Source organism: Arthrobacter glycogeni (genome assembly GCF_054510815.1).
Genome location: NZ_JBTNDV010000002.1, coordinates 1 through 22,413, shown reverse-complemented (window position 1 = coordinate 22,413; position 22,413 = coordinate 1). Strand labels below are relative to the sequence as shown.

At 66.2% G+C, this 22,413-nt stretch carries 18 protein-coding genes and 1 pseudogene; 4 read left to right on the top strand and 15 right to left on the bottom strand.

Annotation, left to right across the window (positions count from 1 at the left end; all coding sequences use genetic code 11):
• Positions 1 to 3: 3 nt before the first annotated feature.
• The 3 genes from tsaE to ACX80G_RS02300 all read right to left on the bottom strand — a co-directional run bounded on the left by tsaE (position 4) and on the right by ACX80G_RS02300 (position 2,873).
• The gene (gene tsaE / locus ACX80G_RS02310; RefSeq protein WP_459305375.1) at positions 4 to 540 is read right to left on the bottom strand and encodes a tRNA (adenosine(37)-N6)-threonylcarbamoyltransferase complex ATPase subunit type 1 TsaE; all 537 of its coding nucleotides are present in this window, start codon (positions 538 to 540) and stop codon (positions 4 to 6) included.
• Positions 527 to 1,702 carry an alanine racemase gene (alr, locus tag ACX80G_RS02305; protein WP_459305374.1) on the bottom strand — a complete coding sequence of 392 codons (1,176 nt, stop codon included), beginning with the start codon at positions 1,700 to 1,702 and terminating at the stop codon, positions 527 to 529. Before alr ends, tsaE begins: the two co-directional genes overlap by 14 nt.
• 82 nt (positions 1,703 to 1,784) lie before the next feature.
• Positions 1,785 to 2,873, bottom strand: a complete 1,089-nt coding sequence (locus ACX80G_RS02300; protein ID WP_459305373.1) for a carbohydrate kinase family protein — start codon at positions 2,871 to 2,873, stop codon at positions 1,785 to 1,787.
• Between the two features lie 110 nt (positions 2,874 to 2,983).
• Here ACX80G_RS02300 and ACX80G_RS02295 point away from each other — a divergent pair, with 110 nt between their 5' ends.
• Complete coding sequence (locus ACX80G_RS02295) at positions 2,984 to 4,369, top strand: family 4 glycosyl hydrolase (RefSeq protein ID WP_459305372.1); 1,386 nt, start codon at positions 2,984 to 2,986, stop codon at positions 4,367 to 4,369.
• Here ACX80G_RS02295 and ACX80G_RS02290 read toward each other — a convergent pair.
• The 8 genes from ACX80G_RS02290 to glmS all read right to left on the bottom strand — a co-directional run bounded on the left by ACX80G_RS02290 (position 4,366) and on the right by glmS (position 16,257).
• Positions 4,366 to 4,896, bottom strand: a complete 531-nt coding sequence (locus ACX80G_RS02290) for a GNAT family N-acetyltransferase (protein WP_459305371.1) — start codon at positions 4,894 to 4,896, stop codon at positions 4,366 to 4,368. The genes ACX80G_RS02295 and ACX80G_RS02290 overlap by 4 nt on opposite strands.
• 4 nt (positions 4,897 to 4,900) lie before the next feature.
• A complete protein-coding gene (gene mgrA, locus ACX80G_RS02285; protein WP_459305370.1) occupies positions 4,901 to 5,947 on the bottom strand; it encodes an L-glyceraldehyde 3-phosphate reductase in 1,047 nt (348 codons plus the stop codon).
• 51 nt (positions 5,948 to 5,998) lie between these two features.
• On the bottom strand, positions 5,999 to 7,732 hold the full coding sequence (treZ, locus tag ACX80G_RS02280; RefSeq protein ID WP_459305369.1) for a malto-oligosyltrehalose trehalohydrolase: 1,734 nt from the start codon (positions 7,730 to 7,732) through the stop codon (positions 5,999 to 6,001).
• Complete coding sequence (treY, locus tag ACX80G_RS02275) at positions 7,729 to 10,044, bottom strand: malto-oligosyltrehalose synthase (RefSeq protein WP_459305368.1); 2,316 nt, start codon at positions 10,042 to 10,044, stop codon at positions 7,729 to 7,731. The genes treZ and treY overlap by 4 nt, the downstream gene beginning before the upstream one ends.
• 59 nt (positions 10,045 to 10,103) lie before the next feature.
• Complete coding sequence (gene glgX / locus ACX80G_RS02270; RefSeq protein ID WP_459305367.1) at positions 10,104 to 12,284, bottom strand: glycogen debranching protein GlgX; 2,181 nt, start codon at positions 12,282 to 12,284, stop codon at positions 10,104 to 10,106.
• Between the two features lie 86 nt (positions 12,285 to 12,370).
• Positions 12,371 to 13,957 carry an NAD(P)H-hydrate epimerase gene (locus ACX80G_RS02265; protein WP_459305366.1) on the bottom strand — a complete coding sequence of 529 codons (1,587 nt, stop codon included), beginning with the start codon at positions 13,955 to 13,957 and terminating at the stop codon, positions 12,371 to 12,373.
• Between the two features lie 2 nt (positions 13,958 to 13,959).
• On the bottom strand, positions 13,960 to 14,352 hold the full coding sequence (locus ACX80G_RS02260; protein WP_459305365.1) for a holo-ACP synthase: 393 nt from the start codon (positions 14,350 to 14,352) through the stop codon (positions 13,960 to 13,962).
• Positions 14,353 to 14,358: 6 nt separating this feature from the next.
• A complete protein-coding gene (gene glmS, locus ACX80G_RS02255) occupies positions 14,359 to 16,257 on the bottom strand; it encodes a glutamine--fructose-6-phosphate transaminase (isomerizing) (RefSeq protein WP_459305364.1) in 1,899 nt (632 codons plus the stop codon).
• Positions 16,258 to 16,369: 112 nt separating this feature from the next.
• Between glmS and coaA the strand changes: the two genes are divergently transcribed.
• From coaA to mscL, 3 genes are read left to right on the top strand one after another with little or no spacing between them, the layout of a single operon-like run.
• Positions 16,370 to 17,350, top strand: coding sequence for a type I pantothenate kinase (coaA, locus tag ACX80G_RS02250; RefSeq protein ID WP_459305363.1), 981 nt, complete (start codon positions 16,370 to 16,372; stop codon positions 17,348 to 17,350).
• Positions 17,347 to 18,168, top strand: coding sequence for a M15 family metallopeptidase (locus ACX80G_RS02245; RefSeq protein WP_459305362.1), 822 nt, complete (start codon positions 17,347 to 17,349; stop codon positions 18,166 to 18,168). Before coaA ends, ACX80G_RS02245 begins: the two co-directional genes overlap by 4 nt.
• A 17-nt stretch (positions 18,169 to 18,185) precedes the next feature.
• Complete coding sequence (gene mscL, locus ACX80G_RS02240; RefSeq protein ID WP_459305361.1) at positions 18,186 to 18,578, top strand: large conductance mechanosensitive channel protein MscL; 393 nt, start codon at positions 18,186 to 18,188, stop codon at positions 18,576 to 18,578.
• A 36-nt stretch (positions 18,579 to 18,614) separates the two neighbouring features.
• On the opposite strand, the gene glmM is transcribed toward mscL, so the two are convergent.
• From glmM to ACX80G_RS02220, 4 genes and pseudogenes are all read right to left on the bottom strand, one after another.
• Positions 18,615 to 19,967 (bottom strand): phosphoglucosamine mutase, encoded by a 1,353-nt coding sequence (gene glmM / locus ACX80G_RS02235; RefSeq protein ID WP_459305360.1) that lies wholly within the window; start codon positions 19,965 to 19,967, stop codon positions 18,615 to 18,617.
• Between the two features lie 126 nt (positions 19,968 to 20,093).
• Positions 20,094 to 20,591 (bottom strand): 30S ribosomal protein S9, encoded by a 498-nt coding sequence (gene rpsI, locus ACX80G_RS02230; RefSeq protein ID WP_459305359.1) that lies wholly within the window; start codon positions 20,589 to 20,591, stop codon positions 20,094 to 20,096.
• A 41-nt stretch (positions 20,592 to 20,632) separates the two neighbouring features.
• Complete coding sequence (gene rplM, locus ACX80G_RS02225; RefSeq protein WP_019481538.1) at positions 20,633 to 21,076, bottom strand: 50S ribosomal protein L13; 444 nt, start codon at positions 21,074 to 21,076, stop codon at positions 20,633 to 20,635.
• A gap of 345 nt (positions 21,077 to 21,421) precedes the next feature.
• Positions 21,422 to 22,306: pseudogene (locus tag ACX80G_RS02220) on the bottom strand (HNH endonuclease signature motif containing protein); the annotation flags it as partial.
• Positions 22,307 to 22,413: the final 107 nt, after the last annotated feature.

Here is a 22,413-nt window from a genome sequence, read left to right as displayed (position 1 = left end):
AGCCTAATCCAGTGCCTCTACGGCTGGCGGTGTATTCGCCCAGCGCGGACCGAACGCGACAAGGAGAACCCGGCGGGGTTCGTCGTCGTCATCGGGGTCAGATGGTGCGCCGGCGCCCGCCGGCCGCTCAAGGTGAATCTCCAGGCGGCTCTCCGCAAGGTGCTCCACTCGCCCGGCGCCCCACTCCACCACCGTGACGCTGGAATCCATGCTGGATTCCAGATCGAGGTCGTCAATGTCGGCGGCAGACTCGAGCCGGTAGGCGTCGGCGTGCACCAGCGCGGGCCCGACCGCGACGGATGGATGGACCCGGACCAGCACAAAGGTCGGTGAAATGATGCCCGGCCGGACGCCGAGGCCCTGGCCCAGGCCCTGGGTGAAGGTGGTTTTCCCCGCCCCGAGGCTGCCGGAGAGGATCAGCAGATCCCCGGCGGCGAGGTCGGTGCCCAGGGCAGTCGCGAACTGCTGCAGCTCGCCCGCCGACTGCACGGTGAAGCTGCGCCTCCACCGCTGAGGGTCGGTGCCGTTACTGGTCTGCACTGGGGGCTGTCCCGTTCAGGTAGGTGCGCGGGACGCGGCCGCTGATCCGCGTCACAATCTCGTAGTTGATCGACCGGCTGGCGTCGGCCCAAGCGTCGGCGCTGGGCTCGTCCGGGCTACCCCCAAACAGGACCGCGGTGTGCCCCAGGAGACTCCGGTCGGTGCCGGCAATCCCGGTGGTCTGCAGGTCGATGACAAACTGGTCCATCGCGATCCTCCCGACCACCGGATATTGGCGGCCGGCCACCAGCACCGGCGCTCCGGTGGCGATTCGGGGGACGCCGTCGGCGTAGCCCACCGGGATCAGGGCCAGGGTGGTGGGCCGGGTGGTGCGGTAGGTGAGGCCGTAGGAGACGCCCTGCCCGGCGGGGACCTCCTTGCAGGATGCTACCGAGGTCACAAACCTCATCGCCGGGCGCAGACCAAGACTGGCCGAACTGTGGCCATGGAACGGCGAGAGCCCATAGATGCCGAGCCCCACCCGCACCAGGTCGAAGTGGGTATCGGGGCGGGACAGGGCGCCGGGGGTGTTGGCGAGGTGCCTGAGTTCGACGTCGACGCCGGCATCCTCGGCCACCGCCACTGCCTCGCGGAAGCGGCGGATCTGGTCATCAGTTTCGTGGCGCTCCGGTTCGTCGGCGACCGCCAGGTGCGAGAAAATGCCGACCACCCGGAGGAGCCCCTCCTCATGCTGCTCCAGCGCACGGCCGACGAACGTGTCCCACTCGTCAGGGGGGCAGCCGTTGCGTCCCAGCCCGGTGTCGATCTTCAGCTGGACCCGCGCGGGCCGTTCCTGCAGCCGGGCTGCCGCCACCACATAGTCCAGCTCCCACCCGGACACGCCGATATCGATGCCATCCCGGATTGCCGCCCCAAAGTCGGACTCGACCGTGTGCAGCCAGGCGAGGATGGGCGCCTCAATACCCGACGCGCGGAGGTCCAGGGCCTCGGAAATGTGGGCAACCCCCAGCCAGGATGCGCCCGATTCGAGGGCCGCCCTGGCCACCTGCTGCGCCCCATGCCCGTAGCCGTCGGCCTTGACCACTGCCATCAGTCGGGCCGGGCTGACGACGTCGGCGATGTGCCTGACGTTGTGGCGGACCGCGTCAAGATCAATCTCGACCCGCCGTTCACCGGCCGGGGGATCAGTTAGGAAACTCACCGCTCTATTCTGTCATTTCCGCGCGGCCGCGCGGCCGGCCGGTTCACAGCCGGACGCACGCGGGCGGGACCACACTGCCGCATCACGCATCCGACTGGCGGGCGATCGTCGCCGAGGCCCGGCGCACGGCTTCCAGCGGCACCCCCGAAACGAGGTGCTCGAGGAAGTCGTAGCGCTTCAGCCACTGCTTGCGCACCTTCTCGCGCGACTCGCTCATCCGGTGCCACCAGTCGGCGATGTCTCCCCACCCGGGTGCGGCGAGGGACCCACCCACTTCCTGCACCGACAGGGCTGCACATAGGTTGGCGAACCGCAACCGGTCGGCCAGAGGGAACCCGGCCAGGTCTCCCATCACAAACGCCGCACCAAAGCAGTCGCCCGCCCCCGTTGGATCGTAGGCTTTCACCGGCAGCGCAGGCACCCATTCCTCTTCACCCGTCAGAGAGTCGATGGCAATGGCCCCTTGCTGCCCCACCGTCACCACTGCCACGGGCACCCGGTCGGCGAGCGCATACAGCGCCGCCCAGGGGTCGTCGGTGCGGGTGTAGGCCATCGCCTCGCTGTCGTTGGGCATGAACGCGTGGAAATACTGCAGGGTGTCCAGTGCACTCCCCGACCACTGCCCGGTGGGGTCCCAGCCCACATCACCAAACAAAAGGGTTCCGTTGGCCCGTGCGGCGAGGGCCCACGGTTCGAGCTCCGGTTCAACACTGACGACGGCGGCCCGGCACCGCGGCGGCGGGTCACCGATCAACTCGGTGGCTGATACCGGGGACGGGTGGCCATGAGTGACCATGGAGCGGTCGCGTTGCACCGACAGGGAGACGGTGACCGGTGAATGCCAGTTCTCGAAGGTCCTCGACCGGGACAGGTCAACGTGCTCCTGATCGCGCAGGATGCCCTTGTTGTAGTCGCCGTAGCCGTCGTCGCCGAAGGCGGCTGATAGCGTGGTGCGCAGCCCGAGGCGGCTCGCCGCGATCGCCTGGTTGGCCACACCGCCGGGGCATGATCCCATCCCGTCGGCCCAGACCTCTGTGCCGGGCGTCGGTAGCTGCCCGAGACCGGTAAAGACAATATCGAGGAAGACCGACCCGCTGAGTAGCAGGTCAAATTCCGGGTCGGACGCGGAGCGGCTGGCAGCCAGAGGATCGAAACGATGCGCGGTACCCATATACGGCACAATACTCTTAGGCTCCCGGCGCGCAGCATCCCTGCGACGCCGGGGTCGCCGTGGTGGGCGCTGAGCGCCGGCACCGGACACACCGACACCGTGGAGGGTTCGTGAAACTGGTCATAGTGGGTGGCGGGGGCTTCCGGGTGCCGCTGGTGTACCGGGCCCTGTCAGCGGGGGAATTCGCCGGGGTGATCGATCAGGTGGTGCTGCACGATTCGGACCCCGCCCGGCTGAGGGCTGTCTCCCGGGTGTTGCAGACCATGCCGCTACCCGCCGGCTCAGACCGCCCCCACCTCGCATCCGCAGCCGATCTCGACGCGGCCCTGGTCGGAGCCGACGTCGTCTTCGCGGCCATCCGCAGCGGGGGCGCCGCGGGACGGGTGCTCGACGAGCGCGTCGCGCTGGATGAGGGCCTGCTGGGTCAGGAGACGGTGGGTGCCGGCGGAATTTCCTACGCCCTGCGGTCCGTACCGCAGATGCTGGCGGTCGCCACATCCATGCAGCGTGTCTGCCCCGACGCCTGGCTGATCAACTTTACTAACCCGGCGGGCATGGTGACCAGGGCCGTCCAGACGGTCCTCGGCGACCGGGCGATCGGGATCTGCGACTCGGCGTCGGGGCTCGTGTCACGGTCCGCCGCTGCAGCGGGTGTTCCCCTGGCAGAGGGTTCGCTCAGCGGCGTCGACTATGTGGGACTGAATCACCTGGGTTGGTTGCGTGGTCTGACGCACGACGGCGTCAACCGGCTCCCCGCGCTGCTGGCCGACCCGCAGCGCCTCGCCTCCTTCGAGGAGGGCAGAGTGTTCGGGCCTGAGCTGCCGAGGCTACTGCGGTCAGTGCCCAACGAGTACCTGTTCTACTACTACTACCATCGTGAGGCGGTGCTGGCTCTTGCCGGCGCCACCGAAACCCGCGGCGTGTTTCTGCACCGCCAGCAGGAAGAATTGTACGCCGAGCTGTTGACGACCCCTGAGCCGTTCGCTGTCTGGGAAGGGGCGCGGTTGGCCCGGGAGGAGGGCTACCTCGCGGAGGCCCGTCCTGAGGCGGAGGAGCGCGACGAGTCCGACCTGGCCGGTGGCGGGTACGAACGGATCGCCCTTGCGGCGATGCGAGCTCTCCTCACGGGTGAGGCCACCGAGTTAATCGTCAACGTGCGCAACGGGGCTGTGCTGCCCGCGTTGCCGGCGGACGCCGTCGTCGAACTTCCCTCCCGTCTGGACCGGACCGGGGCGACACCGCTGCCCACCGGCGCTCTGACCCCGCACCAGCTGGGCTTGATGGCACAGGTGATCGCCGTGGAGGAAGCCGTGGTGCACGCCGCGGTCCACGCCGACCGCGACTCGGCGTTACGGGCGTTCCTGCTGCATCCGCTGATCGACTCCGCCCATGCCGCCTCGCGACTGCTCACAGGGTACGAGCGGGCGTTCCCCGACCTGGCCGCCTCCTGGAAACAGCCGTCCGGGAGCGTCGGAGTTGCGGAAGCTCCGTACTAGAGCTCCCGGAACATGACGTGTAGGCCCACAAAGCCCTCCTGCGGGTGCCTGAACGCGCCGGGAATGGTGGTGAGAATGCGGAAGCCCAACGACGCCCAGAGTCGGACCGCCCGGATGTTCGTTTCCACCACCGCGTTGAACTGCATTGCGCGGTAGCCCTGCTCCCCGGCCTCCGCCAGGACGTGCCGGGCCAGCAGACGACCAACGCCCCGGCCGCCGGCCTCCCCTGCCACCATAAAACTCGCGTTGGCCACGTGAGATCCACCGCCGGCACGGTTCGCGTGCAGCTGAGCCGTCCCAACGACGGCGTCACCCCCTGCGACCCCAGGACCAGTCGCGACGGCAACGTACACGCGCATCGTCGGGTCGGCGGGCGCCAGCCATTCGTCCCGGGCCTGCGCCTCGGCCATGCCGGCATCCCAGCAGTACGTCTCACCGGCACGCAGCACCGGCTCCATGATGGCCCAAAGGGCGGGCCAGTCGGCGTCGGCGGCCGGCCGCACCCCCAGCCCGGCGGCGTCGGACATCGGGTTAGGCGTCGAGCGCCTTGGCCCACAGGTTGATGTCCGATTCGACGGCGAACTCATCGATCGCCGTCAGCTCAGCCTGACTGAAGTCAAGATTCTTCACTGCGGCCAGGCTGTTCTCCAGCTGCGAAACGCTCGACGCGCCGATCAACGCCGAGGTGATGGCACTGCCTTTGGACTGCTCCCTGAGGATCCAGGCGATCGCCAGCTGCGCCAACGACTGCCCACGACCCTGCGCAATGGTGTTGAGCCCGCGCACCCGGCGGAGGTTGTCCTCCGACAGGTGCGCCTCGGAAAGCGACTTATCGGACGCCGCCCGGGACCCCTCCGGGATACCGTCGAGGTAACGGTCGGTCAGCAGCCCCTGGGCCAGGGGCGAGAACGCAATCGATCCGACGCCCTCCTGCTCCAACACCTCAGGAAGGTTGGGGGTCCCGTTCTCCACCCAGCGGTTGAGCATCGAGTAGGAGGGCTGGTGGATCAGCAGCGGCGTACCGAGGTCGCGCAGGATCGCAGCCGCTTCAACAGTCTTCTCCGGCGAGTAGGACGAGATGCCCGCGTAGAGGGCCCGACCCGAGCGCACAGCGGTGTCCAGGGCACCCATCGTCTCTTCCAGCGGGGTGTTGGGGTCCGGCCGGTGGCTGTAGAAGATGTCCACGTAGTCCAGGCCCATCCGGTTCAACGACTGGTCGAGGCTCGCCAGCAGGTACTTGCGGGATCCCCATTCACCGTACGGACCGGGCCACATGTCGTACCCGGCCTTGCTGGAGATGACCAGTTCGTCACGGAACGGCGCGAAATCATCCTTCAGGTGGCGCCCGAAGTTGGTTTCGGCGCTCCCGGCCGCCGGCCCATAGTTGTTCGCCAGATCGAAGTGGGTCACGCCCAGATCGAACGCACGGCGCAGGATGGCTCGTTGCGTTGCGAACGGCTTGTCATCCCCAAAGTTGTGCCACAGGCCAAGCGACACCGCCGGCAACTGCAGGCCGCTGCGGCCCACCCTGCGGTAGGGCATCGAGTCGTAACGGTCATCTGCTGGGTGGTAGGTCATGGTCTCTCCTAGGTCTCGGGCAACATTATGTGGCGTCAGGGTGCGGCGGGCTCAGCTGAGGATGGCCGACCCGCGGGGCGGTAGGGTCAGGCGTCCCGCTTCGAGGACCTCGCCCCGAACGCTCGACAGCAGGACGCGCGCCGCGTGAACGTCGATGGTGCGCTCCTCGTCGGCCAGGTTGACGACGACGACGGTCCCCCCACGCCGGATGGCCAACCACTTCCCGGGCTCACTGAATTCCACCGACACGGCGGTGAAGTCGGGATTCGACAGGTCGGGAATCTCGCGGCGGAGCCGGATCAGGTGTCGGTACAGGTCGAGGAGACGGGCGTGGTCGCCCGTTTCGGCCTCGGCCCAGTCCAGTTTCGCCGACGCGAACGTTGCCGGGTCCTGCGGGTTGGGCACCGTGTCCGCGTCCCATCCCATCCGCTCGAACTCCCGGAGGCGCCCTTCGGCGGTTGCCTTGCCCAATTCCGGTTCGGGGTGGGAAGTGAAGAACGGCCACGGCGTGGAGGCACCGTATTCTTCCCCCATGAACAGCATCGGGGTGAAGGGCCCGGCGAGGTTCAGCACCGCGGACTGGGCAAGGTGCGCGTAGCTCACCGTTGCGCCCATCCGGTCGCCGGCTGCCCGGTTGCCGATCTGGTCGTGGTTCTGGGTGCAGACCACCAGTTGGTGGGCGGAAACCAGGGTCGGATCAATAGGTCGCCCGTGGCTGCGTTCCCTGAAGGACGAGTAGGTTCCGTTGTGGAAGAACCCGTGTTCCATCACCTTGGCCAAGGCTGCCACGGAGTCGAAGTCCTCGTAGTATCCGGTGGTTTCCCCGGTCACGTTGACGTGCACGGCGTGGTGGAAGTCGTCGCTCCACTGCCCGGCGAGACCGTAGCCTCCGGCGGTCCGCGCCGTGATGAGCCGCGGATTGTTCAGATCGGATTCGGCAATCAGGAACAGTGGTTTACCCAGTTCCTTCGCACACCCGTCGGTTTCCTGGGCGAATTCTTCGAGAATGTGAGTGGCCCGCTCGTCGTGCAGGGCATGCACCGCATCCAGACGCAGACCGTCCACGTGGTAGTCGCGGAACCACATGAGGATGTTGTCCAGCAGGTAGCGCCGGACCTCATCGGACAGGGGCCCATCAAGGTTCAGTGAGTCCCCCCACGTGTTGGCTTGACCTTCCGTGAGGTACGGGGCGAACTGACCGAGGTAGTTGCCGCTCGGACCGAGGTGGTTGTGCACCACGTCCTGGATCACTCCGAGGCCCCGCTGGTGCGCAGCATCAACGAACCGCTGGTAGCCGGCGGGTCCGCCATAGGTTTCCTGCACGGCGAACCAGAGGACGCCGTCGTAGCCCCAGTTGTGGGTGCCGTTGAAGGCGTTGACCGGGAGGAGCTCCACATGCTGCACGCCGAGGTCCACGAGGTAGTCAAGCTTCCCAATCGCCGCGTCGAAGGTCCCCTCGGGGGTGAACGTCCCGATGTGCAGTTCGTAGATCACTCCCCCGTTGAGCCCGGGCGAGACCCAGGAGCCGTCCTGCCACGCGTGGGCGGCTGGGTCGAAGGTCTGGGAGAGCCCGTGCACGCCGTCGGGCTGGCGGCGGGATCGCGGATCGGGGATCGGCGTGGTGGCGCCGTCCACCAGGTAGCCGTAATCGGTGCCCGCTGACAGGGGGGCCGCGCCCGCTGTCCACCAGCCACCATCGCCCCGGCTCATGGGTGTGGTGGTCCCGCCCGCGGTCAACGAGAGGCTGGTGGCTTTGGGTGCCCAGACGTCGAACTGGTTCCTCATGATGCGTCCTCCCTGACCAGCAATGCCACTGGGTAGGTCTCGAAGATGGTTCCGGCCGGGACGGGGCCGCCGGAGAATGATGCCCCGGTGATGGCGCAGCTGTACTTGCCCTCCGGCAGGACGACGGCGGTGTCCTGCCAGCCGCCTCGGCGTTCCAGGCCCAGCGGCAGCCGGGTCAGAAGGGTAAGCGCCCCGCCGCGGTCGAAGGCAAAGATGTGCTCCGCTGCCTCACCGGTGGTGGCGACGGCGGTGTACCCGGCGAACAATTCGGGACGGTCGCGGCGCAGCTTTAGCGCCCGCGACACGACCAGGAGCTTCGCCACCGCTGACTCATCAATGGCGGGGAGGGCGCCGAAGGCCAGGTTGACCAGCGCCTGCTTCCGTTCCTCAAAGTCCACCGGCCGGCGGTTGTCCGGGTCCACCAGTGAGTCTTCCCAGAATTCCGAGCCCTGATACACGTCGGGCACGCCCGGCATGGTCAGCTGCAGCAGTTTGGCGCTCAGCGAGTTGGACCAGCCGTAGCCTTTGATTTTTTCCACCAGGGTGGTGACCAGCGTGGTGACCGCCGGGGTGTCGAAGGCGGCGTCGACCGCGGCGTGCATCCGGTCCTCGAAGGCTTCGTTGGGCGCGGTCCAGTGGGTGCTGGAGTCGGCTTCGCGGGAGGCCTTTTCCACGTAGGCGTGGGCCCGGTCGCGGCTCAGCGGCCAGGCGCCGATCATCGCCTGCCAGAGCAGCGAGGAGAACGCCGGGTCGCCCAGCGGTGCGGCGTCGTCGAGCTGGCCGAGCACTGTGGCCCAGTCATCGGCCATCTCGGAGAGCACGCTGATCCGGGCGCGGGTATCTTCGCTGCGTTTGGTGTCGTGGGTACTGAGCGCCGTCATGGACAGCGGGTTGTCCCGCTGGCGCCGCAGCAGCCGGTTGTGCATCTCCACCCGGCCGATCGAGAAGATCGACGGGTCGGCGCCCACCTCGTTGAGGGAGGTCAGCCGGTTGTACCGGTAAAACGCGGTGTCCTCGACACCCTTGGCCATCACCATGCCCGAGGTCTGCTGGAACCGCGTGGCGAGCTCGGTGAGCGTCGCCTCAGGATCAGCCAGGTACGGGTTCAGGAGCCCCTGCAGGGTGGTCAGCGTGGCGGCCAGGTCGGGGCGGTGCACCTGGGCCGCGACGACGGCGTCGTCGAGGTACTCGGCCCCACCGGGAAGGTAGCTCCGGTAGACGGGGAAACACGCCAGTAGTTCGGCGATCGCGTCGGCGGCCTTCTCGGGATCGAGGCCAGCATCGGCTGGAACCAGGCGGGTCAGCCGCAGCACCTCGGACCGGAGGATCCCGTCGGCGATCCCCCGCTTGGTGCCGTGGATCATCGAATGGAAATCCCCGGCCGGAGCGATTCGTTCGAGCGTGGCCTGCCCGGCCGGGTCAACAAACAAGCGGTCAATATCGGCGAGCGCGTCATACCCGGTGGTGCCCTCGGTGGCCCAGTCGGCGGGTAGGGTCTCCCCGGGCTCGAGGATCTTTTCCACCAGGACGTACGCCCCGCCGGTGAGTTCACGCAGCCGGTCAAGGTACCCGGCAGGGTCGGCGAGTCCGTCCGGATGATCGATCCGGAGCCCGTCCACCAGAGACTCCTCAAACCAGCTGCGAATCTCGCTGTGGGACTCATCAAACACCCGGGGCACCTCGACACGCAGGCCCGCCAGGGTATTCACGCCGAAGAAGCGCCGGTAGTTCAGTTCGTTGTCCGCGCGACGCCAGTTCACCAGTTCATAGTGCTGGCGGGCGTGCACGGCCTGGGCTGTATCGCCGGTTTCGTAGCTGCCGTCGGCGATCGGGAAGCGGTGGTCGTAATACCGCAGCTCACCGCCGTCGAGCTCCAGGGCAGCCAGTTCGTCATCGCCGTCGCCCAGGACCGGGAGGCGGATCTTCCCGTCTGCCGCGTCCCAGTCGACGTCGAACGCCTCGGCATAGGGCGAATCCTGCCCGCCCTTGAGCAGCGTGGACCACCAGGGGTTCTGCGCGGGGGTCTGCACCCCCAGGTGGTTCGGCACAATATCCACCAGCACCCCTAGCCCCGCCGCGTGCGCGGCGTCCGAGAGCGCCACAAAGGCGTCCCGTCCGCCGCGCTCGGGGTCAACGGCCGTGGGATCGGTGACGTCGTACCCGTGACCCGACCCCTGTTCTGCAGTCAGCACCGGCGACAGATACACCCAGTCCACGCCGAGGTCCCGCAAATAGGGAACCACCGCCGCGGCAGCCCTGAGGTCAAACTCGGATCGAATCTGCAACCGGTAGGTCGACTTCGGGGTCCTCATGCATGTACTCCTGAACTGGTGCTGGTGGGTCGTTCCTACAACTGCGGTGCCGGTGGGGGTTAGGCGTTACCGGGCTGGTGCGAGTTGGCCAGTGCGGCCAGTGACGCAGCCACCGAGTGATCAAGATCCTCGGTTTCGGCGTGAGCTCGCAACACCACCATCGACTTGGCTTCCAGCGTGATGGCGGCTTCAGCCGGAATGGCGTCCGAATCGGCGAACTTACCGGCAGTATCAATGACCTCGTCCCAGGCCGGAGCGTACTCCTGCTGCGGAAGGGTGAAGTCGACTGGCTCGTCGCTGGCGTTGAAGAGCAGCAGGAAGTTCTGGTCGGTGATGCGCTGTCCGCGGGCGTCACGGCCTGAGATGCCCTGCCCATTCAGGAACACGCCAATGGAACGGCCGAACCCGGTGTCCCAGTCCTCGGGCGCCATCACGGTGCCGTCAGTGCCCAGCCAGACGATGTCCGGCAGCGCCTCGCCCTCCCCGCGTCGGACCGGTCGTCCGTCAAAGAAGCGGCGACGACGGAAGGTTGGGTGCTCCGACCGCAGCCGGTTCACTGCGGCAGTGAATTCGAGCAAGGGCTGGTCCACCTGGTCCCAGTGAATCCAGCTCAGTTCAGAGTCCTGGGCGTACGTGTTGTTGTTGCCCTGCTGGGTGCGTCCCACCTCGTCACCATGCAAGAGCATCGGGACGCCCTGTGACAGCAGGAGGGTTGCGATGAAGTTCCGCTGCTGACGGACCCTGAGCGTGTTGACCTCGGGATCCTCGGTGGGGCCTTCCTCGCCGCAGTTCCAGGACCGGTTGTGGGTTTCGCCGTCGTTGTTGTCTTCACCGTTGGCGTCGTTGTGCTTCTCGTTGTAGGACACGAGGTCGCGGATGGTGAAACCGTCGTGGGCTGTGACGAAGTTGATCGACGCGACCGGGCGGCGTGCCGACTGCTCGTAGAGGTCTGCTGACCCGGTCAGCCGTGAGGCGAACTCGCCCAGGGTCGATGGTTCCCCGCGCCAGAAGTCGCGCACCGTGTCGCGATACTTGCCGTTCCATTCGGTCCACTGTGGTGGGAAGTTGCCCACCTGGTAGCCGCCAGGACCAACATCCCACGGCTCGGCGATGAGCTTGACCTGGGAGACCACTGGGTCCTGCTGCACCAGTTCGAAGAACGCTGACAGGCGGTCGACGTCGTAGAACTCGCGGGCCAGGGTGGACGCCAGGTCGAAGCGGAAACCGTCGACGTGCATTTCGGTGACCCAGTAGCGCAGCGAGTCCATGAGCAGCTGAAGGGAGTGGGGGTTACCCACGTTGAGGGAGTTACCGGTGCCGGTGTAGTCCATGTAGTACTTCTTGTCGTCTTCGACGAGCCGGTAGTACGCAGAGTTGTCGATACCGCGCATCGACAGGGTGGGGCCCATGTGGTTGCCCTCGGCGGTGTGGTTGTAGACGACGTCGAGGATGACTTCGATGCCCGCCAGGTGAAGTTCACGCACCATGGCCTTGAATTCCTGGACCTGTTCGCCGGTGTCACCGGCGGATCCGTAGGTGTTGTGCGGCGCGAAGAAACCGATCGTGTTGTAGCCCCAGTAGTTGGTGAGTCCCTTTTCCTGCAAGGTGCTGTCGTTGACGAACTGGTGCACCGGCATCAGTTCGATGGCGGTGATGCCCAGCTTCTGCAGGTGGGAGATGACGGCCGGATGCGCAACACCGGCGTAGGTGCCGCGCTGGTCCTCGGGAACCTCGGGGTGCAGCTGGGTGAGGCCCTTGACGTGGGCTTCGTAGATGACCGACTGGTGGTAGGGAATGCGCGGTTTCCGGTCGCCGTCCCAGTCGAAGAACGGGTTGACGACGACGCCGAGCATCATGTGGGGTGCCGAGTCGTCGTTGTTGATGGAGTTCTCGTCACCGAAGTTGTAGCCGAAGAGCGCTGGATCCCAGTCCATCTGACCGTGGACGGCCTTGGCGTACGGGTCCAGGAGCAGCTTGTTCGGGTTGCAGCGGTGGCCCTCTTCGGGGGCATTGGGACCGTGGACCCGGTAGCCGTACTTCTGGCCGGGGACAATGTGAGGCAGGTACCCATGCCACACGTAACCGTCCACCTCGTGCAGTTCAACGCGTTCCTCGACGCCATCATCGTCGAGCAGGCAGAGCTCCACCTTGTCAGCGATCTCGCTGTACAACGCAAAGTTGGTGCCGGTGCCGTCATAGGTGGCGCCCAAGGGGTACGCTTCGCCGGGCCAAAGTTCCATGTGTTCTCCTGATGTGGGGATTTCGTAAGGTCGAAAGTGAACGGTCCAGTTACCTTCATAGCGCAACCGAATGACTATTGGGTGAATTATGTCCTGGGCGGGGGGCTGCCGAGCAGGTCCGCGAGGACCGCACCCACGTAGCCCGGCAACCCCGAGACCACCACGGGCCCGAAGCTGGCCGCCCGCCTACCTGCCAGGCCGTGCAGCAGCGCTGCGGCCGCGGCGACGGCCGCCCACTTGTCCTGCACCGGGACGCTGATGCTCTCGATGGCCGAGGCGCCGTTGTTGCCGGGGCCGCCGTTGTCGGCCGAATCGCCGTTGTCGGCCGAATCGCCGGCAAGTGTTGCCACGAGGGCTCCGAGAATGCCGGAGAGCGTGTCCCCTGACCCTGCGGTGGCGAGCCAAGGGGTCGCTTCGGCCTGGCTGAACAGCGTGCCCGACGGCGAGGCCACCACTGTGACGGCGCCTTTCAGCAGCACTGTGGCGCCGGTAAGTACGGCCGCTTGGCGGGCAAAGGCGGCCGGTGCGGCCTCAATGTCATGCCGGGTCACCTTGACCCGGTGGCTGGCCAGCACCGCCTGCAGTTCACCCGCGTGAGGCGTCAGGATCACCTGGGGTCCCAGTCTGCGGGGCAACAGTGGCAGCGCACCGGCGTCGACCACAGTCGGCAGGCCGGAAGCCATGGCGTCACGGGCACGCTTCCGCTGGTCCAGGTCGTCCTCCGCTCCCGGCCCAACCAGCCACGCCTGCACCCGGGAAGCCTTGACCGAATCCTGGGAGCAGACGGCTTCCGGGTGGGTCCTGTTGATCAGGTCGGCGACCGACCGCGGGCCCAGATACCTGACCATGCCCAGCCCGGTGGCCAAAGCGGCGCCGGTGGCCAGCACCGCCGCGCCAGGGTACTTGGCCGATCCGGCCGCGATGCCGAGCACCCCGCGGGTGTACTTGTGGTCGGCGGGACGGGGACGGCGGTACAGTGCGGCGACGTCGGCGGGCTCCAGACGGAACACGTTCGGTTCCGGCAGGGTCGCGTCCAGCCCAATGTCGACCACGGTGACCTGCCCGGCGGCCTGCGCCCCGGGACCCGTGAGTAACCCGGTCTTGAGCGCCCCGAAGGTGACGGTCCGGTCCGCGTGGAGCACCGGTTCATTGAGGACTCCCGTGTCGGCGTCGACACCGCTGGGGAGGTCGCACGCGATGACGACGCCGGTGGCGGCCGCTGCCAGGTCGCGGACGAAGGCGGCGACGGGTTCCCGCAGGGCTCCCGTGCCGCCGATTCCCAGGATGCCGTCGATGATCAGGTCGGCGCCGGCTGTAGACGCCACCAGGCGGTCGGCGGATGCTGGGGTAAGCCGTTCACTCCGCCCACCAGCACGGTGGAATGCGTCGAGTGCCTGCAGGTGGGTGGACACCGAGGTCAGGACTGCTGTGGTACGGACACCCCTGCGTGCCAATCGGGCCGCCGCGAAGAGCGCATCCCCGGCGTTGTTTCCGCTGCCAGCAAGAACGACAGCCGACCGGCCATAGCAGCCGCCGGTGCTCGTGATCAGTTCCGCAGCAGCTGCGGCGGAGAGGCCGTAGGCCGCACGCTGCATCAGGGCGTCGCCGTGACCGGCCGCGAGGAGGGGGGCTTCAGCCGAACGGATCGCGCTGCCCGAATAGGCGATAAGCATACTTAGGAGTCTAACCCGGTGGACGGTGGTGCGGGAGCCACGGGCGCAGCTTCGGCGACCACCATCGCCGTCGCGACCCCTCCGTCATGGCTGAGGGACAAATGCCAACGGTGGACCCCCTTAAGGGTTGCCACCGCCGCGACGGTCCCCTTAACCTCGACCGATGGGCTACCGGCGGCGTCGAGCCCGATCCAGCAGTCCTGCCAGTTCATACCCGCCGGAGCGCCCAACGCCTTGGCCACCGCCTCCTTCGCGGCAAACCGTGCGGCGAGCGAGCGTAGATTCAGCGCCCGCTCCGCCGGCACGAACAACCGCTCACGCAAACCGGGCGTCCGCTCCAACTGTCTGCCGAACCGGTCAACGTCCACCACGTCAACGCCGATGCCCACGATCATCGGCAATTACTCAACCGTGACTGACTTGGCCAGGTTGCGGGGCTGGTCAACATCGTAGCCCTTGGCTGAGGCGAGTTCACAGGCGAAGATCTGCAACGGCACGGTGGTCAACAGCGGCGCCAGCAGGGTAGGAGTCTTCGGCACGTAGAACACGTGCTCCGCGTAGGCCTCGACCGATGCATCGCCTTCCTCGGCAATCACAATGGTGACGGCGCCGCGGGCGCGGATCTCCTGGATGTTCGAGACCACCTTGGCGTGCAGGGAGTCCCTGCCGTTCGGTGAGGGCACCACGACGACGACGGGCTGGCCGTCCTCGATCAACGCGATGGGACCATGCTTGAGCTCGCCGGCAGCAAAGCCTTCGGCATGGATATAGGCAAGCTCCTTCAGCTTCAGGGCACCCTCCATCGCCACGGGGAATCCAACGTGGCGGCCCAGGAAGAGCACCGACTTGGCATCGGCCATCTCGCGGGCCAGCTTCTTGACCTTGTCGGCATTGTCGAGGATGCTCTGGATCTTGGCAGGCATTTCCGCCAGGTCAGCCAGGACGTCGGCAATCTCGTCGCCGAACTTGTTACCCCGCAACTGGGCCAGGTACAGGCCCAGCAGGTAGGCGGCGGTGATCTGCGCCAGGAAGGCTTTCGTGGAGGCGACGGCGATCTCGGGGCCGGCGTGGGTGTAGAGCACCGCGTCGGATTCGCGGGGAATGGTTGACCCGTTGGTGTTACAGATCGCCACCACCTTGGCGCCCTGTTCACGGGCGTACCGCACGGCCATCAGGGTGTCCATTGTTTCCCCGGACTGGGAGATGGCCACCACCAGGGTCTTTTCGTTGACGATGGGATCCCGGTAGCGGAATTCGTGGGACAGCTCCACCTCGGTGGGGATGCGGCACCAGTGCTCGATGGCGTATTTGGCCACCTGACCGGCGTAGGCGGAGGTACCGCAGGCGAGGACAACAATCTTGTCCACCGACCGCAAAATTGTCTCATCGATGCGCAGTTCGTCGAGGATCAGCTTGCCGGCAGCGTCGGAACGCCCGAGCAGCGTCTGCGCGACGGCGTCGGGCTGGTCGTTGATTTCCTTCTCCATAAAGGACGGGTACCCGCCCTTTTCCGCTGCCGCTGCATCCCAGTCGACGTGGAATTCCTTGCCGGTGGCGGGGGCGCCGAAGAAGTCGGTGATGATGACCTCGTCGGGGGTGATGGTGACCACCTGGTCCTGGCCCAGCTCGACGGCGCGGCGGGTGAAGTCGATGAAGCCGGAGACGTCGGAGCCGAGGAAGTTCTCGCCGTCGCCAAGCCCCACAACGAGCGGCGAGTTCCGGCGGGCGGCGACGACGACTCCGGGTGAGTCCTGGTGCACGGCGAGGAGGGTGAAAGCACCCTCCAGCCGTTGGCTGGCCTGGCGCATGGCGTTGGTGAGGGGGTCCGGGTCCCCTGCGGAGGAGAGTTCACGGTAGATGCTGCCCAGCAGTGCGGCTGCCACTTCGGTGTCGGTCTCGGAGAGGAAGGTCTCGCCCTCCTCCAGCAGGGTTGCCTTGAGTTCGGCGAAGTTCTCAATGATGCCATTGTGGATGACGGCCAGCCGCCCGTTGTCGGCGAGGTGCGGGTGGGCGTTAACGTCGTTGGGTGCGCCGTGGGTGGCCCAACGGGTGTGGCCGATCCCGGTCATGGACGTGGGCAGCGGGCTGGCCTCGAGCTCGGCCACCAGGTTGCTGAGCTTGCCTGACTTCTTCCGGGACTCGACACCGTTGGAGGTCAGAACGGCCACCCCGGCGGAATCATAACCGCGGTACTCGAGGCGCCGGAGCCCCTCCATGACCACGTCCAGCGCGCCGTGCGTCGCTGTTGTTCGGTCTGATGACACTGTTGCTCGGCCTACGTAGCCTACGATTCCACACATGGGCTTAAGACTACCGTCAGCCCAGCTCATCGGGTGCAGCGCACCCCTAGATCCGGGCGCCGCACCCGACGAGGGTTCGCATCTGCGGCCGCCACCGGGCACAATTCAGACGGTGAGTGAAACAAATCCCGGGGTGACCGCGGGCAATGGTGCGGAGAGCAACTTCACACCCTTCGTCGAGCTGGACCGCCAGACCTGGGCACGGCTGTCCAACGAGATCTCCTCCCCCTTGGACCTGGAGGACATCCTCCGGTTGCGGGGGTTGGGCGATGAGCTCAACCTCGACGAGGTGCGCGAGGTGTACCTTCCGCTCTCGCGACTCCTGTCCCTCTATGTTGCGGCCGCTGGTGAGCTTCATGCCGCCACCACCACTTTCCTGGGTGAGCAACGCACCCGCACCCCCTTCGTCATCGGTGTGGCCGGCTCGGTGGCAGTCGGCAAATCCACCACGGCCAGGGTGCTTCGTGAGTTGCTGAGCCGCTGGCCGGACACCCCCAACGTGGAATTGGTGACGACGGACGGCTTCCTGTACCCAAATGATGAGCTGGAGCGGCGCGGACTCATGCAGCGCAAAGGTTTCCCCGAATCGTACGACCGGCGTCGCTTGCTGAGGTTTGTCAGCGAAGTCAAGAGCGGCGCCGATGAGGTGCGTGCCCCCTGGTACTCGCACCTGACATACAACATTGTGCCGGACCGCGAGGTGGTGGTGCGGCGCCCCGACGTTCTGATCGTCGAGGGCCTGAACGTGCTGGCCCCTGCCCGGACCCGCGCCGACGGCCGGTCCGGCCTTGCATTGAGCGACTTCTTCGACTTCTCCATCTATGTGGACGCCAAGACGACCCACATCGAGCAGTGGTACGTCCAGCGGTTCCAGTCGCTGCGGACCGGGGCCTTCGCCAACCCGCAGTCATACTTCCACCGGTATGCGTCGCTGACCGACGCCGAGGCACGCGAGACTGCCCTCGGCATCTGGCGGCGGATTAACGAGCCCAACCTGATGGCCAACGTGCTGCCCACCCGAGGGCGGGCCCAGCTGGTGCTGACCAAGGAAGCCGATCATTCAGTGCGGCGAATGCTGCTCCGCAAGACATGACACGCTACGGTCGCCGGTCTGCGCGCCCGCTGCTGGTGAAGTCGGCGGTCTTCGCCGTCGTGCTCGCAGGCGGTACGGCGCTCTCCGGATGCGCCGGACCGGACGCTGGGCCCGCTCCGACCGTTGAGTCCGCGCCGGGCGCCGTGACCCCCAGCAGCGGCAAAGTGCCGGCGCCCGCCCAGCGGTCGCCGTCGTCGGGGGGTCCTGTCGCGGCTGATGCCTACGCGGATCCTACGGCCACGAACGTCGTCGTCAACAAACGCCGGCCCCTCAACCCCATCGACTACGCGCCGCCGGTGCTGGTGCTCCCGGCGGTTCCCCTCGCCACAGACAGCGCCAACGCCATGCTGCGCCCCGAGGCGGCTGAGGCATTGGAGGGGATGTTCGCTGCGGCGGCCGACGACGACGTCGGGCTTACCTTGATCAGCGGCTACCGTTCCTACGCCGTCCAAGCTGACACCTACGACTATTGGGTCAGCATCAACGGCAGTGCTGAGGACGCCGACAACTATTCGGCACGTCCCGGTTTTTCCGAGCACCAGACCGGGCTTGCCCTCGATATCGGCCAGGATGATGGTGCCTGCACCCTCAGGTCATGCTTCGGCGACACGGCGGCCGGAATTTGGGCTGCTGCCAATGCCCCCGCGTTCGGTTTCATCCTCAGGTATCCGGCGGGCCGCCAGGAAACCACAGGGTTTCTTGAGGAGTCCTGGCACTACCGCTTCGTGGGGGCGGAGACCGCCTCGTCCATGCGGGACGGAAAGGTGGAGACACTTGAGGAGTTCGCCGGGCTGCCCGGTGCGCCGGACTACGGCTAGGCAGATATCCTTGGCGCATGCTTAACGGATTTAAGACCTTCATCATGAAAGGCAACGTCGTTGACCTTGCCGTCGCAGTGGTTCTCGGCACGGCGTTCGGCGCCGTTGTCACTGCGCTGGTGGATTCGGTGCTCATGCCGCTGATCTCGGCGCTGGTCGGTTCCCCGAACTTCGACGACTTCGCGAAAGTCACCATCAACGGGAACGACATTCTGTTCGGGGTGCTGCTGACCGCTATCGCCAACTTTCTTCTGGTGGCGGCAGCGATCTACTTCGTCGTCGTGCTTCCACTGAACAAGATGATCGAACGGCGCAACCGAAGCCTCGGCATCGTCGAGGAGGAAGCCGTCGTGGATCCGCAGATCGCACTGCTGACGGAAATCAGGGACAGCCTCGCGACCCGCCCCTGACCGCACCGAAGCGGGGCGGGCAGGGCGCGAATACACCTAGGCCGGGGTGAGAGCCAACCGGAGCTGGACGGTCTCGGCGAGCCGATCAGCGGTGAGCTGAGCGGTTTCCATGTCGGCGGCCTCCACCATCACCCGCACCACCGGCTCGGTGCCGGACGGCCGCAGCAGCACCCGGCCGGACTCCCCCAATGTCTCTTGAGCCTCGAGCACTGCCTGCTGGACGTGCTCGTTGGTGGTGACAGCTCCCTTATCGACGCCCTTGACGTTGATCAGTACCTGAGGGAGCTTGTTCATGATCTGGGACAGCTCTTTGAGCGACCGCCCGGTGCGGGCAACCTGCGCTGCAAGCTGCAGGCCGGTCAGGATGCCATCGCCGGTGGTGGCGTACTTGGCGAAGATGACGTGACCGGACTGCTCGCCGCCGAGGCTGTAGCCGCCGTCGCGCATCCCTTCGAGGACGTACCGGTCTCCGACGCCGGTCTCCCTGAGACTGATCCCTGCCTCCCTCAGCGCAAGTTTCAGGCCGAGGTTACTCATGACTGTTGCTACGAGGGTGCTGTCCTTCAGGGTGCCGGCAGCGTTCATCGCGACCGCCATGATCGCCATGATCTGGTCGCCGTCAACGATGTTCCCCTCGTGGTCGACGGCGAGGCACCGGTCGGCGTCGCCGTCGTGGGCGATGCCCAGATCGGCGCCATGTTCCAGCACCGCGGTCTGAAGGGGACCCAGGTGGGTGGATCCGCAGCCGTCGTTGATGTTGATCCCGTCGGGGTCGGCGCCGATGACCACGATCTCCGCCCCGGCATCGGCGAACACCTGGGGCGAGCAGCCGCTGGCGGCACCGTGGGCGCAGTCCAGCACCACTTTGACGCCGTCGAGACGGTTCGGGAGGGTCTGCAGGAGGTGCACGACGTAGCGGTCTTCGGCGTCGGCGAACCGCTTGATCCGGCCAACATCGGCTCCGATCGGGCGGAGGGCGGGCCGGGTGAGTTCCAGCTCGATGGCGTCTTCGATCCGGTCATCGAGCTTCTTACCGCCCCGCGCGAGGAACTTGATGCCATTGTCCGGCGCCGCGTTGTGGGACGCGGAGATCATGACGCCGAAATCGGCGTCCAGGTCCGCCACCAGGAATGCTGCGGCTGGGGTGGGGAGGACTCCGGCGTCGAACACGTCAACGCCCGCGCCGGCCAGGCCGGCTTCCACGGCTGCCGCAATGAAGTCACCGCTGATGCGGGGGTCCCGCGCGATCACTGCAGTCGGCCGCCTGCCGTCGGTGGTGCTGTGGCCCAAGACCACCGCAGCCGCCTGTGCCAGCCGCATGGCCAGCTCAGGGGTGATCAGTTCATTGGCCAGTCCGCGGACCCCGTCGGTCCCAAATAATCTACTCATCGATGTACATCCTAATTCAGAGAGGATCGATCCCGATCTTAAACACCTAACGCCCGTCCGGTTACCGGACGGGCGTTAGGACCACTGAAGGCCGGGCATCCGAAGTGGAAGCGCCGGTCCACGTGGTTAGCGCTTGGAGTACTGAGGTGCCTTGCGAGCCTTCTTCAGACCAGCCTTCTTACGCTCGATCACTCGTGCGTCGCGGGTCAGGAAGCCAGCCTTCTTGAGGATGGCGCGGTTGTTCTCGCGGTCAATCTCGTTCAGGGTACGAGCGACGCCGAGGCGAAGCGCACCGGCCTGGCCGGATGGGCCGCCACCATGGATACGGGCTACGACGTCGTAGGATCCGAGGAGATCGAGGATCTTGAACGGATCGTTGACTTCCTGCTGGTGCAGCTTGTTGGGGAAGTACTCGGCCAGTTCGCGGCCGTTGACAATCCACTTGCCGGTTCCCGGAACGAGCCGGACCCGTGCAACTGCTTCCTTGCGACGTCCAACGGCTCCGCCGCCGACAGTCAGGGCGGGACGTTCCTTGGCAGCTGCCTCGGTGGTCTCGCCGGTTTCTGAGGTGTAGCTCGTAAGCTCCTCAGTTGGTTCATTCAGCTCTTCAGTGTTCTGAGCCACGGTTCTCCTTGAATTAATTTCTTAGTGTGTGGTGGCCAGGACTACTGGGCGACCTGGGTAATTTCGAAGGTCTTCGGCTGCTGTGCAGCGTGTGGGTGCTCGGCACCGCGGTAAACCTTCAGTTTCCCGATCTGCTGGGCAGCCAGGGAAGTCTTGGGAAGCATGCCTCGAATGGCTTTCTCCACAGCGCGGACTGGGTTCTGTTCCAGCAGCTCTGCGTAGTTGACCGATGAGAGGCCACCCGGGAAACCGGAGTGGCGGTATGCACGCTTCTGCTCGAGCTTGGCGCCGGTGAGGGCAACCTTCTCGGCGTTGATGATGATGACGAAATCGCCCATATCCATATGGGGTGCAAAGGTCGGCTTGTGCTTTCCGCGCAGCAGTGTTGCGGTCTGGCTGGCAAGTCGGCCTAGGACAACGTCGGTGGCGTCAATGACGTGCCACTGGCGGTTGATGTCGCCTGGCTTCGGGGTGTACGTACGCACGGTTTTTGCCTTCGTTTCTTGTTCGGTGACGCCTTCACAACCGGGACATAATCCCCGCGCGAAGGCTCAGCTTATGCATGCGCTACCGGAACTTCAGGTGAGGGCTGAAAGCCAGTGATCCCGGTTATCTCGGCCATTCCCGCGGGCCAGGTGACTCTGCAACCGAGTCGCCACGCGGGCATGGACGTATCGAGGTGGGATACGCACAACGACTACCAAGATTAGCGCGAAATAGCTCCCTAGGTCAAAACCGCCCGGGTCCTGGGTGCTAATCCCTGTGGTGACTGGCGGGCTTTCCCAAACACAGGAGGTGCACTCTCCCGTCTGGAAGATGTTCCCCACGAGTCAGGCGCCGGAGGAACGTCTTTCACTGTAGCGGTTGCGACGACGCGGCGGCGTGGGGCGTTGCCTCAATGGCCCGGCCCTTTGCGTGGGTCCTGTTCCGGGTATGGGCCAAGTTCCGGGTAGGGGTGGTGCGGTGGAGTCGTAGGTGTGGCCGGTGGGGGTGGTGATACGGAAGGTGTGCCGAGAACCTCTGCCTGTGCCTGAGTCGGGTCCTGATCCAGGTCCGGGGCGTGGTTGTGCTGTCCAGCCGGGTTTTTCTTTGGTGTGGTTGCATGCCTCACAGAGCCCCGCCGAATTCGGAATGGAGGTGGGTCCGCCGCGGTGCCAGGGCACGATGTGGTCGTAGTGGCGGATCGGTGCATCACAATACGGGGTGCGGCAGGTATCGTCCCGGACGGTGATGAACCGGCGTTGCGCCCGGGTGAAAAGCCGGGCTTTCGAATCCATGCCCACCAGCTCCCCAGTGCCCGGCGCGGTGTAGAGGCGGCGCACCCACACATCGAAGGCTTCGCGGCCAACACCGGTGGACTCCGAGCGGCCAGAGGAATCAGAGTGGCCACTGGGATCAGCAGGTTCAGTGGGCTGGGTGGGTTCGGGGTTCAGGAGGTCCCGTGCCCAGGAGGACGGGACGATGCCGTAGCCGGGGATCCTGGCGGGTTCGCTGTCGCCTTGGAGCAGGGCCCGGTCGGTGATGATGACCTGCAGTTCGACCCGGGACACACCACCGGGGGTCCCGGTGATCCGTTCGATCAGAGTGTCGGCCATCAGCTGACCCCTAGACCGGGTGTCCCCGCCCGCCCGGGCCGTGTCAGCGTGCCGGGTCAACGCCGCGAAGGCCGCGACGGCGTTCTTCACCGGCAACAACGCGGTCAGGTACGCCATGGAGCCTGTCAAGTTGTTTGTGTAAGCGGGGTGCCTCTGGGTGGTTTTCATAGGTGGGGGTTGATGCGGTCGGGGTAAGCGAGGGCGAGTTGGGCGAGGGCTTGTTTCCA

Bases quoted from the DNA above. Each gene is read 5' to 3' on its own strand.
- ACX80G_RS02300 (WP_459305373.1), bottom strand. From the start codon at position 2,873: ATGGGTACCGCGCATCGTTTCGATCCTCTGGCTGCCAGCCGCTCCGCG.
- ACX80G_RS02290 (WP_459305371.1), bottom strand. From the start codon at position 4,896: ATGTCCGACGCCGCCGGGCTGGGGGTGCGGCCGGCCGCCGACGCCGAC.
- mgrA (WP_459305370.1), bottom strand. From the start codon at position 5,947: ATGACCTACCACCCAGCAGATGACCGTTACGACTCGATGCCCTACCGC.
- treZ (WP_459305369.1), bottom strand. From the start codon at position 7,732: ATGAGGAACCAGTTCGACGTCTGGGCACCCAAAGCCACCAGCCTCTCG.
- treY (WP_459305368.1), bottom strand. From the start codon at position 10,044: ATGAGGACCCCGAAGTCGACCTACCGGTTGCAGATTCGATCCGAGTTT.
- glgX (WP_459305367.1), bottom strand. From the start codon at position 12,284: ATGGAACTTTGGCCCGGCGAAGCGTACCCCTTGGGCGCCACCTATGAC.
- ACX80G_RS02265 (WP_459305366.1), bottom strand. From the start codon at position 13,957: ATGCTTATCGCCTATTCGGGCAGCGCGATCCGTTCGGCTGAAGCCCCC.
- ACX80G_RS02260 (WP_459305365.1), bottom strand. From the start codon at position 14,352: ATGATCGTGGGCATCGGCGTTGACGTGGTGGACGTTGACCGGTTCGGC.
- glmS (WP_459305364.1), bottom strand. From the start codon at position 16,257: ATGTGTGGAATCGTAGGCTACGTAGGCCGAGCAACAGTGTCATCAGAC.
- ACX80G_RS02245 (WP_459305362.1), top strand. From the start codon at position 17,347: ATGACACGCTACGGTCGCCGGTCTGCGCGCCCGCTGCTGGTGAAGTCG.
- mscL (WP_459305361.1), top strand. From the start codon at position 18,186: ATGCTTAACGGATTTAAGACCTTCATCATGAAAGGCAACGTCGTTGAC.
- glmM (WP_459305360.1), bottom strand. From the start codon at position 19,967: ATGAGTAGATTATTTGGGACCGACGGGGTCCGCGGACTGGCCAATGAA.